Origin of the sequence: Winogradskyella psychrotolerans (genome assembly GCF_018860565.1) — a bacterium.
GTDB classification, from domain to species: domain Bacteria; phylum Bacteroidota; class Bacteroidia; order Flavobacteriales; family Flavobacteriaceae; genus Winogradskyella; species Winogradskyella damuponensis.
In genome coordinates, this window is sequence record NZ_JAHKPS010000028.1 from 334,135 (window position 1) to 350,218 (window position 16,084).

Sequence of the window (16,084 nt, forward strand, 5' to 3'; positions counted from 1 at the left end):
TTCTTATTTGTATGATCTTTGTTTTAATTCTATATCCTTGAACTCTAATTGTTCCTTGTGCAATACGGCATCACTTGGCTCTCCTTTATATTCCCAAGCTGCTACATAAGCAAAGTTTTCATCGTCACGTTTTGCTTCTCCTTTTTGCTCTCCATCTAACTCAACAGAATCTTCTCTAAAGTGTCCACCACAAGACTCTTCTCTGTTTAAAGCATCTTTAGCAAATAACTCTCCTAATTCCAAGAAGTCTGCCACACGACCAGCTTTTGCCAATTCTTCGTTGTATTCTTCGTTAGTTCCAGGCACTTTAACATCTTTCCAAAACTCTTCACGAAGTGCTTTAATTTCTGAAATAGCCTCTGTTAAACCTTTCACATTACGTGCCATTCCAACTTTGTTCCACATGATTTTCCCTAATTTCTTATGGAAATAATCTACAGAATGAGAACCGTTATTGTTAATTAAATGATCTATATTTTTTCTTACTTCAGCTTCAACTTCTTCAAATTCTTTGGTATCTGTAGAAATTGGTCCTGTCCTAATATCATTTGATAAATAATCGCCAATCGTATATGGTAATACAAAATAACCATCTGCTAAACCTTGCATTAAAGCCGAAGCTCCAAGTCTGTTTGCACCATGATCAGAGAAGTTAGCCTCTCCAATACAGTATAAACCAGGAACAGTTGTCATTAAGTTATAATCTACCCATATACCTCCCATTGTATAATGTACCGCAGGATAAATCATCATTGGTGTATTGTATGGATCTTGATCTACAATCTTCTCATACATTTGGAATAAGTTTCCGTATTTATTTTTGATGACTTCTTGACCTAACTTCTTAACAAGCGCTGCATCATTTTCATCTAAGCCTCTAACATGTGCCGTTTCTTTTCCGTAACGCTCTATTGCTGAAGCAAAATCTAAAAACACAGCTTCTCCTGTTGCATTAACACCATAACCAGCATCACAACGTTCTTTTGCTGCACGAGAGGCAACATCACGAGGTACTAAATTTCCGAAGGCTGGATAACGACGCTCTAAGTAGTAATCGCGATCTTCTTCTGCTAAATCTTTTGGTTTTAATGTTCCTGCTTTAATTGCCTCAACATCTTTTTTGTGTTTTGGCACCCAAATACGGCCATCGTTACGCAAAGACTCAGACATCAATGTTAATTTAGACTGATGGTCTCCAGAAACAGGAATACATGTTGGGTGAATTTGTGTGTAACAAGGGTTTGCAAAGAAAGCACCGCGTTTGTGAGCTTTCCAAGCAGCTGTTACATTACTTCCCATCGCGTTAGTTGATAAGAAGAAAACGTTACCATAACCACCAGTTCCTAGAACTACAGCGTGAGCTGAATGTCTTTCTATTTCACCAGTAATTAAGTTACGTGTTATAATACCTCGAGCTTTTCCATCAATTTTTACAATGTCAAGCATTTCATGACGGTTGTACATTTTGATTTTACCACGACCTATTTGACGATTCATGGCAGAATACGCTCCTAATAATAATTGTTGTCCTGTTTGTCCGGCTGCATAAAAAGTACGTGATACTAATACACCACCAAACGAACGGTTATCTAATAAGCCTCCATATTCACGTGCAAAAGGCACACCTTGAGCAACACATTGGTCAATAATATTTGCCGAAACCTCAGCCAAACGATATACGTTAGCTTCACGCGAACGATAATCCCCTCCTTTTACAGTATCGTAAAATAATCTGTATGTTGAATCACCATCTCCTTGATAGTTTTTTGCGGCATTTATTCCACCTTGAGCTGCAATAGAGTGTGCACGCCTAGGTGAATCTTGAAAACAAAATGCTTTTACATTATATCCTAGCTCTGCTAAAGTCGCAGCAGCAGATCCTCCAGCTAAACCTGTACCAACAATAATAACGTCTATGTTACGCTTGTTTGCAGGATTAACTAAATTTATGTGATTTTTATAATCTGTCCATTTATCTTTAATTGGACCTTTTGGTATTTTTGAGTCTAAAGCCATATTAAGCTATTTTTTAGTGTCCTGTTAAATGATGAAACAATGCAATGAAAATAAATCCTAAAGGAATACCTATAGCATAAATTTTACTGAAAGTCTTTAAGCCTTTTGTGTACTTATTATTTGCTCCAACTGATTGAAATGCCGAATTGAATCCATGTAATAAGTGCAAGGCTAAGAATACAAATGCTACAACATATGCTCCTACCCTAAGTGGACTATGAAATTTTTCAACTAATTCATGAAAATACCTATACTCACCATTGTGCATACCAGACATATCACCAACAATATATTTTGTGTTTATTTCTGGGATCCAAAAATCAATAAAGTGAAGTACTATAAACGCTAAAATTGCTAAACCGCTCCAAATCATATTCCTACTCATCCAAGTAGAATTTGCTGCTCCATTATTTTTAGCATAAGTAATTTGTCTTGCCTTGTTGTTTTTAATTTCTAATACAAATCCCATTACAAAATGGAAAATAACACCAAAAATTAATACAGGCTGCATCACATATTGAATTACCCAAAACGTCCCCATATAATGCGATACTTCGTTAAAAGTGTCTGCGCTAAATACAGATAATAAGTTAATTGCAAAATGTTGTAATAAGAAAATCATTAGGAAGAGTGCCGAAAGTGCCATGGCAAATTTTCTTCCAATCGAAGAATTTAAAATTCCGCTCATTGTATATGTAGTTGATTATTTGTCTAACAAAGATACAGCACAATTAACTTTCTCCCAACTACGCTGAGAGATAATTAATTTATTTAGAATGAATTTAATCTAGTTACACTAAATATTTTTGACTTAACTTGATAATTACTAGTTGCTGAGAAAAAACTCAAAATGAAAAAAACGCAGATTGAAACTTCATAAATGTCTCTTAAAATTTATCAGATTATGAGCTTTACCTTTTGCTAGCGGTTTTGTTTGTTTATTTTTGGATAATCAAGGAAAAACAATCAAATGTCAGCTTGAGTATTGTTGGCCTTAAAATATATTTTAAGCCAAAACAGCTCACAAAGCACGTTAAAAACCTCTGTTTATATTTTTCAAAAGAGCATTACAACAACACTCAATATGACAATTTTTAAAACTATTCTCTATTATGAAATACGATTTAATCGACAAGCAACTTTTTATAAAAAACCGCAAAAACTTTACGGCTCAAATGAAGCCAAACAGTTTAGCTGTTTTTAACTCTAACGACATTTATCCTATAAGCGCAGATAGCACTTTACCTTTTGCACAACATCGCGATATTTTTTACTTAAGCGGAGTAGACCAAGAAGAAAGTATCTTAGTTTTATTTCCAGATTGCCCAAAAGAAAACCATCGTGAAATTTTATTCTTAAAAGAAACTAACGAGCATATTGCTGTTTGGGAAGGCGAAAAACTCACTAAAGAAAAAGCATTTGAAACTTCTGGCATTACAACCGTATATTGGTTACAAGACATGGAGAAAGTAATGTTTGAATTAATGACGCAATGCGACACCATTTACATTAATACCAACGAACATTACAGAGCGAATGTAGAAACGGAAACCCGAGAGGATCGTTTTACCAAATGGTTAAAGGATAAATATCCTGCGCATAGTGTAGCTAAAAGCAACCCTATTCTACAGCGTTTACGTTCTGTAAAAGACCAAATAGAATTAGATTTAATTCAGCAAGCTTGTAATATTACCGAAAAAGGATTTAGACGTGTTTTAAAATTTACAAAACCTGGCGTTTGGGAATATAATTTAGAAGCAGAGTTTATGCACGAATTCCTAAACAACCGCTCTAAAGGATTTTCATACACACCTATTATTGGCTCAGGGAATAATGCTAACGTACTACATTATATTGAAAACAACCAACAATGCAAAGCTGGTGATTTAATCTTAATTGATGCTGGTGCAGAATACGCAAATTATTCTAGTGATATGACGCGTACAATTCCAGTCTCTGGCAAATTTAGCGACAGACAAAAAGCAGTTTATAATGCTGTAAATAGAGTTAAAAATGAAGCCACTAAAATGCTTGTTCCTGGAACATTATGGGAGCAATACCATATTGAAGTTGGTAAACTCATGACTTCAGAACTTTTAGGTTTAGGCCTTTTAGACAAAGCTGACGTACAAAACGAAAATAAAGATTGGCCAGCTTATAAAAAGTATTTTATGCACGGTACATCTCACCACATGGGCTTAGACACACATGATTATGGGATTTTAACAGAACCTATGCAAGCTAACATGGTGTTTACGGTTGAACCAGGAATTTATATTCCAGATGAAGGATTTGGCATTCGATTAGAAGATGATGTTGTAATTCAGGAGAAGGGTGAACCTTTCAACTTAATGCGCAATATTCCTATTGAAGTAGAAGAGATTGAAGATATTATGAATTCGTAAACTCAAAAACTATAAAAACAAAACCTACAAGTTAAAACAGCTTGTAGGTTTTTTTATCCCTCTATGTTAAGCTTCAAAAACAAACAGACGTTCAACACTTGTTTTAGGCGCTAAATTTTCAGCATGCCAAGAAAATGTTGTTTTTGCCGGCATTTCCCAAACAGATTTAAAATCTTTTGGAGCATTATATTCACTTACAAAAACCTGATGACCGGCCTTACTTTGCTGCCTACACCATTCCCAAAATTGTTCGTGATTAAAATCATCCCTATATTTTGTTGTGGAGGCATAAGGCGGATCACAATACACAATACTTTGTTTTGGAATATCTAATTCTAAATACGATTTACACGACAAAACAACTCCTTCTAGATTTGGAACTTGTTTTGTAATATTTCTATAATGTTCTCCCCAATAATCACGCTTACCTTGCTTATCTCTTCGGTATCCAGAAAACCATTTTCCACCAAAAGAATTAAAACCAACATAACCAACCAAATGTTTGGGATATTGATCTTGATGCGCTCTAATTTTACGATAATCTTCTTCAGTCACCGATTTTGGAGGGTCCCAATTATCATAAATTAAAGCTTGCCACATCGCCATTAATTCTTCATGTTGATCGTTAGCAATTCTCACACCTGTAACCTTATCAATCATATTCATACCTCCAGCAAACGGCTCAACATAAACTTGCTCAGAAACTCTGTTTTTAAGAAGTATTGGTAATAAATATTTGGCAAAACGCGCCTTGCTTCCCATGTATTTCATGGACTAATCATTGTTTTTTAAGTTCTAAATCATGAAAATCAAAACTAAAATCAGTAATAGGAGCTATGTACTTCATAGATGCAGAAACAGCGTCTCCTTTTTCATTAAAGGTAAATTGCACATAGACATCTGCGTCATAACTTCTATCATTCCATTTAGCAACAAACGTAGTGGCATTTAATGGTAATAATTCTCCAAAAAGTCTAGACGAACGCTTACTCTTTATAGTATACCCTTTTTTTGCTTCATGTAAAATATCTATATCACCAAACCAATCGTCTGTATACGTTCCAACAATTTGTTCTGGTTTTGGCAATGTTTTTAGCTTTTTCGCCTTTTCAACTTTAGAATAAACAGCGTTTTTTATACTGTCGTTATACTTAATATAATCTGCATTTCTTTTGCCATATTTTTCTAACCAATTTCTGTTTTCATATCCTAAATAAGAATCTTTAATTGTGTTAGTAATAGTACTAAAAGCAGCACCATTCATTTGATTGGTTAACACCACAATTCCCAAATCTAAATCCGGAATCATAGTAAATTGTGTAACTGTCCCTAATAAACCTCCTGTATGATAAACTTGTTTATATCCACCTTTAACATCTGAAACAAACCAACCTAAACCATACCCCTTAAAGTTAGAATTATAAGAATCATTAGGATATACATTTAAAGGAGTCTGTAATTGCCAAAGTTCATAAAACTGTTTTTCACTTAATAGACGTTCGCCATTCTTGGTAACAGCATTATTCATTAAAAATTCTGCCCAAGCCAACATATCTGGAACATTACTAACAATACCTCCTGCTGGATTTGCTATTTCACTCCAGTCATGTGGAATTTGAATAACCTCACCTTCAGTCATTGTATGCGCATCAATAATATTCGATTTATCTGTCACACGATTGTAAGATGCTTTACTATGCGTCATTCCAACCGGTTGCAATATTTTAGTTTCAATAAACGCTTCCCACGACAACCCACTTACACGCTTTAAAACTTCACCTGCAATAATGAACATATTATTATTGTACTGAAACTCACTTCTAAACGAGCTTTCTGGTTCCAAATAACGCACATTCGTAATCACATCATCCACACTAAAATCATTACCTTCAGGAAAAAACATTAAGTCTCCTGCTCCTAATCCTAAACCACTGCGATGTGTTACTAAGTCTCTCACTGTAAATTCTTGAGTCACCCAAGCATCATGCAACTGAAATTCAGGAATATGCTGGCGTACCTTATCGTCCCAATTTAATTTACCAGCATCAACCATCATAGCCAAAGCAAAACAGGTAAACCCTTTACTATTTGAAGCAACACCAACTAAAGTTTTGTCGTTCATCGCTTTTTTATTCACTAATGAACGAAGCCCATGACCTTTAGAATATACAATTTCCCCATCCTTATAAATACCCACAGAAATTCCAGGCACATCAAAGGTGGTTAAAGTTTCTTTTATGAGCTTATCGAGTTGTTGCTCTTCAATTTGAGCGTTTAATAAAAGCGCTGTAAAACATAAAACTGAGGCAAAAAATTGTTTTAAAAACATGAAATATTGAATTTAGTTTTGAATGTTTCCAAAGATACTAAAATGTTATAATGAATAATGGCATTGCATACTTTCAAAATATATCTTTGTAATCATGAATATAGATTACAAAAACAGCAAGATTTACTACAGCATTGAAGGCAAAGGCGACCCCATCATTTTGCTACACGGATTTCTTGAAACTGTTGCCATGTGGAATGATATAACTCCAGAATTATCAAAAACACATCAAGTTATAAGTATTGATTTACTTGGCCACGGACAAACGGATTGTTTGGGCTATATACATACTATGGAGGATATGGCAGAAGCGGTTATTGCGGTTTTAAAACATCACAATATTAAGAACGCTAATTTCATTGGACATTCTATGGGAGGCTATGTGGCTTTAGCACTTGCAGAGAAACAACCCGAATTAGTTAAAGGCTTATGTTTAATGAATTCTACGTTTGAAGCAGATGATGATGAAAAAAAACAATTACGAACACGAGCCAATGCCATGGCTAAAACAAATTTTCAAAATTTAGTACGCATGTCTTTTGTAAATCTATTTGCCCCTGAAAGCAAACTTAAATTTAAAAACAAGTTTAACAACGCTTTACAAATTGCTTTACAAACTCCGGTTCAAGGCTACATCGCTGCCTCAGAAGGCATGAAACTTAGACCCAATCGTTTTGAAGTTTTTAAAAACCTCAATGCGAACAAATTAATTATTATTGGCAAAAAAGACGGCTTGATAGACGGTGAGCAGCTTATTAATAAAATTACAGGTACAGATATTGAGTATATAGAATTTTCAGAAGGACATATGAGTCATATTGAAAATAAATCAGAATTAACCTACAATTTAATACACTTTGTCGAAAAATAAACCACTTAAACGTTTTGTTTGTCTTTTTTTTCTAAACTTGTATCATAGATTCAAAAATAAATTGTAAAACAAACCTGTATGAAACCTACTAAACTATACTGTGATTTATTTGGCCATAACTATCAAATAAGTAAAAAAGTAACCAATCATGTAAAAGAGTACACTTGTAAGTGCTGTAAAAAACAGTTAACAACAAACAGCAATGGAAGACTTACAGAATTAACAGCCAAACGTCAAGAAATAAATTCGGCACTAGAACGCATTTACAACAACAGAACGATGCGTTTAAAGCAAAAAATGCTCAGTTCATCGATTTGTTAATTGTTAATAACTTCTTCGTAACTAATTTTCTTATATTACAGTCCTTTACGAGATTACTAATCCCTATAAGAAAACTAGTTAATGAAAAACGTTTATTGCTCATTATTTGGTCATGACTACAAGGTCTCCAAAGAAGTGACTTACCATGTAAAAGAATACAAGTGCAAAAATTGTAAATCTGAAATGACCATTGATGGTAATGGAAAATTTATTCCTTTAACACCTAAGTTCAAAGAAATTAATTCTGTATTACATCGTGTACATACAAAACGCTTAGAAAAAAGCCAACGTTTTTTTATTCTTGATTTTTAAGAGCATTCCAACCTTTAGCAATTATCTGAATCTTTTCATCTGCTCTAGTTACCAAATGCATTCCTCTATCTTCTTCTGTTATATAACCTATAACCGTTAAGTTTGGATTACCTTTTATTTTAGGGAAATCTTCTTGGGAAATTGTCATTAATAATTCATAATCCTCACCACCATTTAAAGCAATAGTTGTGCTATCTAAATTGAATTCTTCACAAGTAGAAATCACCTGAGGATCTAATGGTATTTTTGTTTCATAAATATCTGCACCAACCTTACTTTGCTTACATAAATGAATGATTTCAGATGAAATTCCATCACTAACATCAATCATGCTCGTTGGTTTTACACCTAACTCCTTCAATAATTCAACTATATCCTTACGAGCTTCTGGTTTTAACTGACGCTCAACAATGTATGTATACATAGATAAATCGGGCTGATTATTAGGATTAACTTTAAAGACTTCTTTTTCACGCTCTAAAACCTGCAATCCCATAAAAGCGCCACCAACATCACCTGTTACCACAATTAAATCATTTGGTTTTGCTCCAGATCTTAAAACTTCATTACCTTTTTCAACCTCACCAATTGCAGTTACCGAAATAATTAATCCAGATGTGGAAGAGGTTGTATCTCCGCCAACGACATCGACATTATAAAATTTTGCCGCTAATGTAATTCCTGCATATAATTCTTCTAGTGCCTCTAAAGGAAAACGATTAGACACAGCAATAGAAACTGTAACCTGCGTTGCCGTAGCATTCATGGCATAAATATCTGAAAGGTTAACAACTATTGCTTTATAACCTAAATGCTTTAATGGAGCATAGCTTAAATCAAAATGTACTCCTTCAACCAATAAATCTGTTGAAACAACAATTTGCTTTTTTCCAAAATTTAGAACAGCAGCATCATCACCAACACCTTTGATGGTGGATTTCTGAGTCACTTTAAAGTGATCTGTTAAATGCTCAATAAGTTTAAATTCTCCTAATTCACTTAAAGGAGTTCGCTGTGGGTTCTTATCTTCAATCATAATGCAAAAATATTATGCTTTTCTGACATAGAAGTACATTATACTAAATGAATTTTATTTCAACACTAAAAATTCCTTAAATTGCTAAAAAAAGATTATGAAATTTAACACTTGGGCTTTTATGGCTTCTGTATTATTTATGCTAACCAATTGCTCTAACGACGACACTGCCAGAACAAGCGACCCTGTTACTGAAGCACAATTTCCTTGCGTCAATGGAATGGCTGGCACCTACCCTTGTGACGGTTTTGATTTAATGAGCCATATTTCTGTTGAAGAATTAGGAGGCGCTGGTGCCGAAGGCAATGATTCTTGGGGCTGGACAGACCCAGAAACAGGCAAAGAATACGCCTTAATTGGCACTACAACGAGTTCTGCTTTTGTTGATATGTCAGATCCTGCAAATCCCATCTTATTAGGAAGACTACCAACAGCCACCACTAATAGTCTATGGCGCGATATTAAAGTTTATAACAACCATGCCTTTATAGTAAGCGAAGCAGCAGGTCATGGCATGCAAGTCTTTGATTTAACCCGCCTAAGAAATGTAGAAAACCCTCCGCAAACCTTCACTGCAGATGCAAATTATAATGAATTTGGAAACGCACATAATATTGTAATTAATGAAGATAGTGGTTTTGCATATATTGTTGGATCTAATACATTTAATGGAGGACCACATTTTGTAAATATTCAAAACCCAACAAACCCTATAGCAGCGGGAGGACATGCAGACGATTCTTACTCTCACGACGCACAAGTAGTTACTTATAACGGGCCAGATACAGATTACACAGGCAAAGAAATACTAATAGGCAGCAATGAAAATGAAGTCGTTATTGTAGATGTAACAGATAAAAATGCCCCAACACAAATATCAACCATAGATTACAGCAACATAGGCTACACACATCAAGGTTGGTTTACGGAAGATATGACCTATTTTATATTAGGTGACGAATTAGATGAAATTAATTTTGGTTCAAACTCTAGAACTTTAGTCTTCGATTTTACAGATCTTGACAACCCGACTTTTCACATGGAATATTTAGGCCCAACAGCTGCTATAGACCATAATGTTTACGTGATTGACAACACCTTATATATTGCTAATTATTCCGCAGGTATTAGAGCTGTTGATATCTCTAATATTAATTCGGGAATAATGGTTGAAACAGGATACATAGATACGTTTCCTACAAATAACAATACAGCATTTAATGGTGCCTGGAATATCTATCCTTTTTTTGCAAGCGGAAATATTGTAGTAAGCGATATTGAAGGAGGCTTATTTATAGTTAGACTCACAGAATAAAATGCTACCTAAACCTAAATTCTTTATATTTTACATCTTAATTCTTCTCATTTTAGAGAGTTGCAGCAAGGATAACGCTATTACATTAACTCCCACTGTTAATGTGAGTTTTGTCAAAACCTTAGGAGGCACAAAAAACGATAGCGGACAATCTGTTGTTGCCACTACTGACGGTGGCTATGCCATACTAGGGTTTACCCAAAGCATGAATGGAGACATTACTGATAAAACCAATGAAAGCTTTGATTTTTGGGTATTAAAATACAATGCTTCAGGAGATTTACAATGGCAAAAAACATTTGGAGGCTCTGTAGATGAACGCGGGAGTTCAATCATACAAACTCAAGATGGTGGTTATGCTATTTTAGGCTTTAGTTTTAGTAACGATGGAGACCTTAATAATAACTCAGGATTACAAGATTACTGGGTAGCAAAACTAGATGCTAACGGCAATTTATCTTGGCAAAAATCATTTGGGTTTCAAGGAGCCGATTCAGGAATTTCAGTTATTCAAACCAATGATCAAGGCTATTTGCTTACCGGAATTTTAGACGTTACTGCTTCTGGCGGCGAAGGAAACACATCTAGAAACACAAACAGACATGCTGGTGGAGATTATTGGGCAATAAAGCTAAACACAACAGGCACAATAGAATGGAGTCAATACTTTGGCGGCAACTTTACAGACACACCTAATGATGTTATTCAAACCGAAGATAATGGATTTATAATAGTAGGAAGCTCGGATAGCGACGATACCGACATTTCTAATAACATTGGCACTTACGATTTTTGGATAGTAAAAATTTCAGCAGTAGGTAATTTGGTTTGGGAAAAATCTTTTGGCGGCACTCAAATTGACGAAGCCAGAGCCATAACTTCAACTAATGATGGCAATTATTTAATTGCTGGTGACACAAGAAGCTATGACAATGATATCTCTAACAATAAAGGAGCTGCAGATTTATGGTTAATCAAAATGTCACCAGAAGGCAACTTACTTTGGAAAAAAACAATAGGAGGTTCAAGTTTTGACGTGGCCCGTTCCATTGTTAAATCTCAAAATAACGGTTTTATTTTAGCAGGAAGTTCTCGAAGTAATGATTTAGATGTTTCTGAAAACAAAGGACAAAACGATGCTTGGATTTTAAAAGTAGATAACAACGGTAATTTGCAATGGGAAACTACTATTGGCGGTTCAAATATAGATTTTGCTTATAGTGTTGCAGAACTTAATGACGGCTCAACTATTGCCGTAGGAGATAGCACAAGCAATGATGGAGATATCATAGAAAATAAAGGATTCACAGATTTATTAATTGTAAAAATTGATTAAATAATGACAACAGCAATACCTATGAAAAAGATTTTAACTCTTACCCTAATTATACTTTTGAGTTTCACCTCCTGTAGCGAAGACAATGATGATAATTTAAGTTCGCAATCAACAGCTACATTCAATTTTACGCATAACTGGGACGGGACTTTAATCACTAATGCAAATTTTAACAGCATTGCATACACTAATGCCAAAGGAAACCTGTTAAGCATTGAAAGATTGCGCTATATAATCTCAGATATTACGTTTACATCCAGTACCAACGAAAGCATCGTTTTAGACAACTACAATTTAGTCGATGTCACAAATAATAGCGGTTTAAGCTATACAACCGAAATACCTACTGGCTCATATAATGTTTCATTCACATTTGGATTGGATAACGAAGACAACGCTGAAAATTATCTCGATTTAAATTCGGCATCATTCAATGTACCAGATATAATGGGAGGCGGTTATCATTACATGCAATTTGATGGTAAATTTATCAACACCTCTAATGAAGAACAAGGATTCAATTACCACGCTATTAGAGCAGTTGATAACGCTGGCACAAACCCAACATTTCCGCAAGACACATTCTTTTCAGTAGATTTAGGTACTATAACAATTTCGGCAAATACCGAAATTGAAGTACAAATGAATATTGCAGAATGGTTTAAAAACCCGAATCTTTGGGATTTGAATGTATTTAACCAAATGCTTATGCCAAATTCTACAGCACAAATAATGATGTTTGATAACGGACAGAGTGTTTTTAGTTTAGGAACAGTAAGTCAATAAGTCACAGTTTTATGCAAAAAAGGTTCTACTTAATATCAGCATTAATTCTTACATGTCTAAGCTGCTCCAGTGATGATACAACAAGTTATGAACCAGTACCTCAACCTTTAACTATTCCACAAATATTTTCGGACCATATTATCCCGCCTATTATCCCAACCAATAATCCACAAACAGTTGAAGGCGTTGCATTAGGAAAAAAATTATTTTTCGATACTATTTTATCTTCAGATGGCACACAAGCTTGCGCCAGCTGTCATGCACCACAAAATGCTTTTACAGATAACACAGCAACAAGTGTAGGTATAGATGGTGTTTTTGGTACTCGTAACGCTATGCCTTTATTTAATTTAGCTTGGAATTACAACGAACGTTTTAATTGGGACGGCACCGCTCTAAGCTTAGAAAGACAAGCCGAAGAACCTGTAGAAAATCCAATAGAACTTCATAGCAATTGGGACAGTGTTGTCTCAAGATTACAAGCACATCCTGAATATCCAGAACTTTTTAGATTGGCTTTTAAAACAACAACCATAACCAAAGAACTAACCACTAAAGCAATTGCTCAATTTGAACGCACCTTAATTTCTGCAAATTCAAAATTTGATAATTACACTTTGGGCAATGCCACTTTAACAGCTCAAGAATTAAACGGCTTAGATGTTTTTTTAAGAGAAGATAAGGGAGATTGCTTTCATTGCCATGGCAACCCTAGCAATCCATTATGGACAGATAATTTATTCCACAACAACGGTTTAGATGCCACTTTTACAGACTTAGGCTTAGGAAGTGTTACAGGAGATCCAAATGACAACGGAAAATTTAAATCACCCTCACTACGTAATTTAGCTTTTACAGCACCTTATATGCACGATGGTAGATTTAGCACGCTAGATGAAGTAATAAATCACTATAGTGAAGGACTTCAAAATTCAGCAACAATAGACCCATTAATGAAACAAATTGCCCAAGGAGGAGTTCAGCTTACAGATGAAGATAAAGCCTATTTAAAAGCCTTCCTTTTGACACTTTCAGATGCTTCATTTATCACTAACCCCTTGTATCATAATTAATTTCACCTTTAGAAATTACAATTTTTATGCATTTCATCGAAAAATCAGGTATTTTAACTTAAATTGAATATGGTTTTATAAATTGGTCATCCCTAAGTCTATATTAAGTATGAAACCTAAACCAACAGAAACCTTACCGTGTTCCGTTTTTGGTCATAATTATGTAAGATCAAAAACCAATTTAGATCACTCTATTGAAATGACTTGTTCGCACTGCGATGTAGTTGTGGTTACAGATGTTCACGGAAATTTTGAAAACCATACGTTTTCTAACACCCAAATTAAAGATACGCTACAAGAGTTATATCGTCTTACAAAACGTATCACTAAAACAAAAGTAGCCTTCTAATTGCACTTTTGTTACACATTTGCATTGATAGCCAAATCTTATCAAACCATATGCTAATATAATGTTAGTACCTATGGTAAAACCTTTGTTATATCGTATATTTGCATTCTATTTAGAACTAATCTAGTTAAACGATATGATTAAAGTCTCAGATCAGGCAAAAAAGAAAGTCATGGAACTCATGACTGATGACGGCTTCAACCCAAGCACAGACTATGTTAGAGTTGGTGTAAAAAGTGGTGGTTGCTCTGGTTTATCTTACGAGTTAAAGTTTGATAAATCCCAAGTAGAAGACGATAAAGTCTTTGAAGATAATGACATTAAAATTATTGTAGACAAAAAGAGCTTTCTATACCTTATTGGTACAACTTTAGAATATTCTGGTGGATTAAACGGAACTGGTTTCGTATTTAACAATCCTAATGCTAACCGAACTTGCGGTTGTGGTGAATCTTTTTCACTTTAAAAAACTAAAACACACATGTCAAAATACACAGAAGACGATCTTAGAGAAGAATTAAAAACCAAAGAGTATGAATATGGTTTTTATACAGATATTGAATCTGAAACATTTCCTATTGGATTAAATGAAGACATCATTCGCGCTATTTCAAAGAAAAAAGAAGAGCCAGAATGGATGACAGAATGGAGACTTGAAGCTTTTAAAGCTTGGAAAGAAATGACTGAGCCGGAATGGGCAAATGTACATTACCAAAAACCCGATTTTCAATCTATTGCATATTATTCAGCACCTGTTGCTGTAGATCCTAATAAAACATTAGACGACGTAGATCCGGATCTTTTAGCAATGTATAAAAAGCTAGGAATATCTGTTGATGAACAAAAAAAGATGAACAATATTGCTATGGATATTGTTGTAGATTCTGTTTCTGTTGCAACAACATTTAAAAAGACCTTAGGTGAAAAAGGCATCATCTTTATGAGCATATCTGAAGCCATAAAGGAGCATCCTGAATTAGTAAAGAAATACCTTGGTACTGTTGTACCTCAAAAAGATAATTTTTATGCAGCATTAAATAGTGCTGTATTTAGCGATGGGTCATTCTGTTATATTCCAAAAGGCGTTCGTTGCCCAATGGAATTATCTACCTATTTTAGAATTAATCAGGCAGGAACTGGACAATTTGAAAGAACCTTAGTCATTGCAGACGAAGGAAGTTACGTATCGTATTTAGAAGGTTGTACAGCACCAAGTAGAGACGAAAACCAATTGCACGCTGCCGTTGTAGAATTAATTGCACTAGATGATGCCGAAATAAAATACTCTACAGTACAAAACTGGTTCCCAGGAACTTCCGAAGGCAAAGGTGGTGTTTACAATTTCGTAACTAAAAGAGGGCTTTGTGAGAAAAACGCTAAAATCTCTTGGACACAAGTTGAAACTGGTTCTGCTGTAACTTGGAAATACCCAAGTTGTGTATTAAAAGGAGATAATTCTGTAGGCGAATTTTACTCCATTGCAGTAACAAATAATTATCAGCAAGCAGATACTGGTACCAAAATGATTCATTTAGGTAAAAACACAAAATCAACGATTATATCTAAAGGAATTTCTGCTGGTAAATCTCAAAACTCATATCGTGGACTAGTACAGGTTGGGTCTCGTGCAGATAATGCACGTAATTTTTCTCAATGTGACAGTTTATTAATGGGAAATGAATGTGGCGCACACACTTTCCCATATATAGAAGCAAAAAACAAAAGTGCCATGATTGAGCACGAAGCCACCACAAGTAAAATTGGAGAAGACCAAATATTTTACTGTAACCAAAGAGGTATTGATACCGAAAAAGCCATTGCCCTAATAGTAAATGGTTTTAGTAAAGAAGTCTTAAATAAATTACCAATGGAATTTGCTGTGGAAGCTCAAAAACTATTAGAAATAAGTTTAGAAGGTTCTGTAGGATAATTAAA

Annotated in this window: 16 protein-coding genes; 11 read left to right on the forward strand and 5 right to left on the reverse strand. The window is 34.6% G+C overall.

The genetic code is table 11. The annotated features are described in order from the left end of the window. Positions 1–3: 3 nt before the first annotated feature. Both KO504_RS15220 and KO504_RS15225 read right to left on the reverse strand, forming a co-directional pair. Positions 4–2,016 (reverse strand): fumarate reductase/succinate dehydrogenase flavoprotein subunit, encoded by a 2,013-nt coding sequence (locus KO504_RS15220; protein ID WP_215928239.1) that lies wholly within the window; start codon positions 2,014–2,016, stop codon positions 4–6. A gap of 13 nt (positions 2,017–2,029) precedes the next feature. After that, the gene (locus tag KO504_RS15225; RefSeq protein ID WP_215928240.1) at positions 2,030–2,704 is read right to left on the reverse strand and encodes a succinate dehydrogenase cytochrome b subunit; all 675 of its coding nucleotides are present in this window, start codon (positions 2,702–2,704) and stop codon (positions 2,030–2,032) included. Between the two features lie 424 nt (positions 2,705–3,128). On the opposite strand from KO504_RS15225, the gene KO504_RS15230 reads away from it, so the two are divergent. Further along, positions 3,129–4,421, forward strand: coding sequence for an aminopeptidase P family protein (locus tag KO504_RS15230; RefSeq protein ID WP_215928241.1), 1,293 nt, complete (start codon positions 3,129–3,131; stop codon positions 4,419–4,421). A gap of 66 nt (positions 4,422–4,487) precedes the next feature. On the opposite strand, the gene KO504_RS15235 is transcribed toward KO504_RS15230, so the two are convergent. Both KO504_RS15235 and KO504_RS15240 read right to left on the reverse strand, forming a co-directional pair. After that, the gene (locus tag KO504_RS15235) at positions 4,488–5,192 is read right to left on the reverse strand and encodes a DNA adenine methylase (protein WP_215928242.1); all 705 of its coding nucleotides are present in this window, start codon (positions 5,190–5,192) and stop codon (positions 4,488–4,490) included. A gap of 7 nt (positions 5,193–5,199) precedes the next feature. Continuing rightward, positions 5,200–6,750: a serine hydrolase gene (locus KO504_RS15240; RefSeq protein WP_215928243.1), complete on the reverse strand. Its 1,551-nt coding sequence runs from the start codon at positions 6,748–6,750 to the stop codon at positions 5,200–5,202. 94 nt (positions 6,751–6,844) lie between these two features. On the opposite strand from KO504_RS15240, the gene KO504_RS15245 reads away from it, so the two are divergent. From KO504_RS15245 to KO504_RS15255, 3 genes are all read left to right on the forward strand, one after another. Then, the gene (locus tag KO504_RS15245) at positions 6,845–7,621 is read left to right on the forward strand and encodes an alpha/beta fold hydrolase (RefSeq protein WP_215928244.1); all 777 of its coding nucleotides are present in this window, start codon (positions 6,845–6,847) and stop codon (positions 7,619–7,621) included. A 78-nt stretch (positions 7,622–7,699) separates the two neighbouring features. Continuing rightward, the gene (locus KO504_RS15250; protein WP_215928245.1) at positions 7,700–7,942 is read left to right on the forward strand and encodes a hypothetical protein; all 243 of its coding nucleotides are present in this window, start codon (positions 7,700–7,702) and stop codon (positions 7,940–7,942) included. A gap of 81 nt (positions 7,943–8,023) precedes the next feature. Next, positions 8,024–8,254, forward strand: coding sequence for a hypothetical protein (locus KO504_RS15255; protein ID WP_215928246.1), 231 nt, complete (start codon positions 8,024–8,026; stop codon positions 8,252–8,254). Here KO504_RS15255 and thiL read toward each other — a convergent pair. Then, complete coding sequence (gene thiL / locus KO504_RS15260) at positions 8,238–9,290, reverse strand: thiamine-phosphate kinase (protein ID WP_215928248.1); 1,053 nt, start codon at positions 9,288–9,290, stop codon at positions 8,238–8,240. The genes KO504_RS15255 and thiL overlap by 17 nt on opposite strands. A 97-nt stretch (positions 9,291–9,387) precedes the next feature. Here thiL and KO504_RS15265 point away from each other — a divergent pair, with 97 nt between their 5' ends. The 7 genes from KO504_RS15265 (at position 9,388) to sufB (ending at position 16,079) form a co-directional block, all read left to right on the forward strand. Then, on the forward strand, positions 9,388–10,605 hold the full coding sequence (locus KO504_RS15265) for a choice-of-anchor B family protein (RefSeq protein WP_252723712.1): 1,218 nt from the start codon (positions 9,388–9,390) through the stop codon (positions 10,603–10,605). 1 nt (position 10,606) lies between these two features. Beyond that, a complete protein-coding gene (locus KO504_RS15270) occupies positions 10,607–11,941 on the forward strand; it encodes a hypothetical protein (protein ID WP_215928250.1) in 1,335 nt (444 codons plus the stop codon). Positions 11,942–11,962: 21 nt separating this feature from the next. Beyond that, positions 11,963–12,727, forward strand: coding sequence for an MbnP family protein (locus KO504_RS15275; RefSeq protein WP_215928252.1), 765 nt, complete (start codon positions 11,963–11,965; stop codon positions 12,725–12,727). An 11-nt stretch (positions 12,728–12,738) separates the two neighbouring features. Then, positions 12,739–13,800, forward strand: a complete 1,062-nt coding sequence (locus KO504_RS15280) for a cytochrome-c peroxidase (protein ID WP_215928254.1) — start codon at positions 12,739–12,741, stop codon at positions 13,798–13,800. A 109-nt stretch (positions 13,801–13,909) separates the two neighbouring features. After that, positions 13,910–14,149 carry a hypothetical protein gene (locus KO504_RS15285; RefSeq protein ID WP_215928255.1) on the forward strand — a complete coding sequence of 80 codons (240 nt, stop codon included), beginning with the start codon at positions 13,910–13,912 and terminating at the stop codon, positions 14,147–14,149. Between the two features lie 136 nt (positions 14,150–14,285). Then, entirely contained in the window at positions 14,286–14,615 is a 330-nt protein-coding gene (locus KO504_RS15290; protein ID WP_215928256.1) for a HesB/IscA family protein, read from the forward strand. Between the two features lie 15 nt (positions 14,616–14,630). Then, on the forward strand, positions 14,631–16,079 hold the full coding sequence (gene sufB / locus KO504_RS15295; RefSeq protein WP_215928258.1) for a Fe-S cluster assembly protein SufB: 1,449 nt from the start codon (positions 14,631–14,633) through the stop codon (positions 16,077–16,079). The last annotated feature ends 5 nt before the right edge of the window (positions 16,080–16,084 follow it).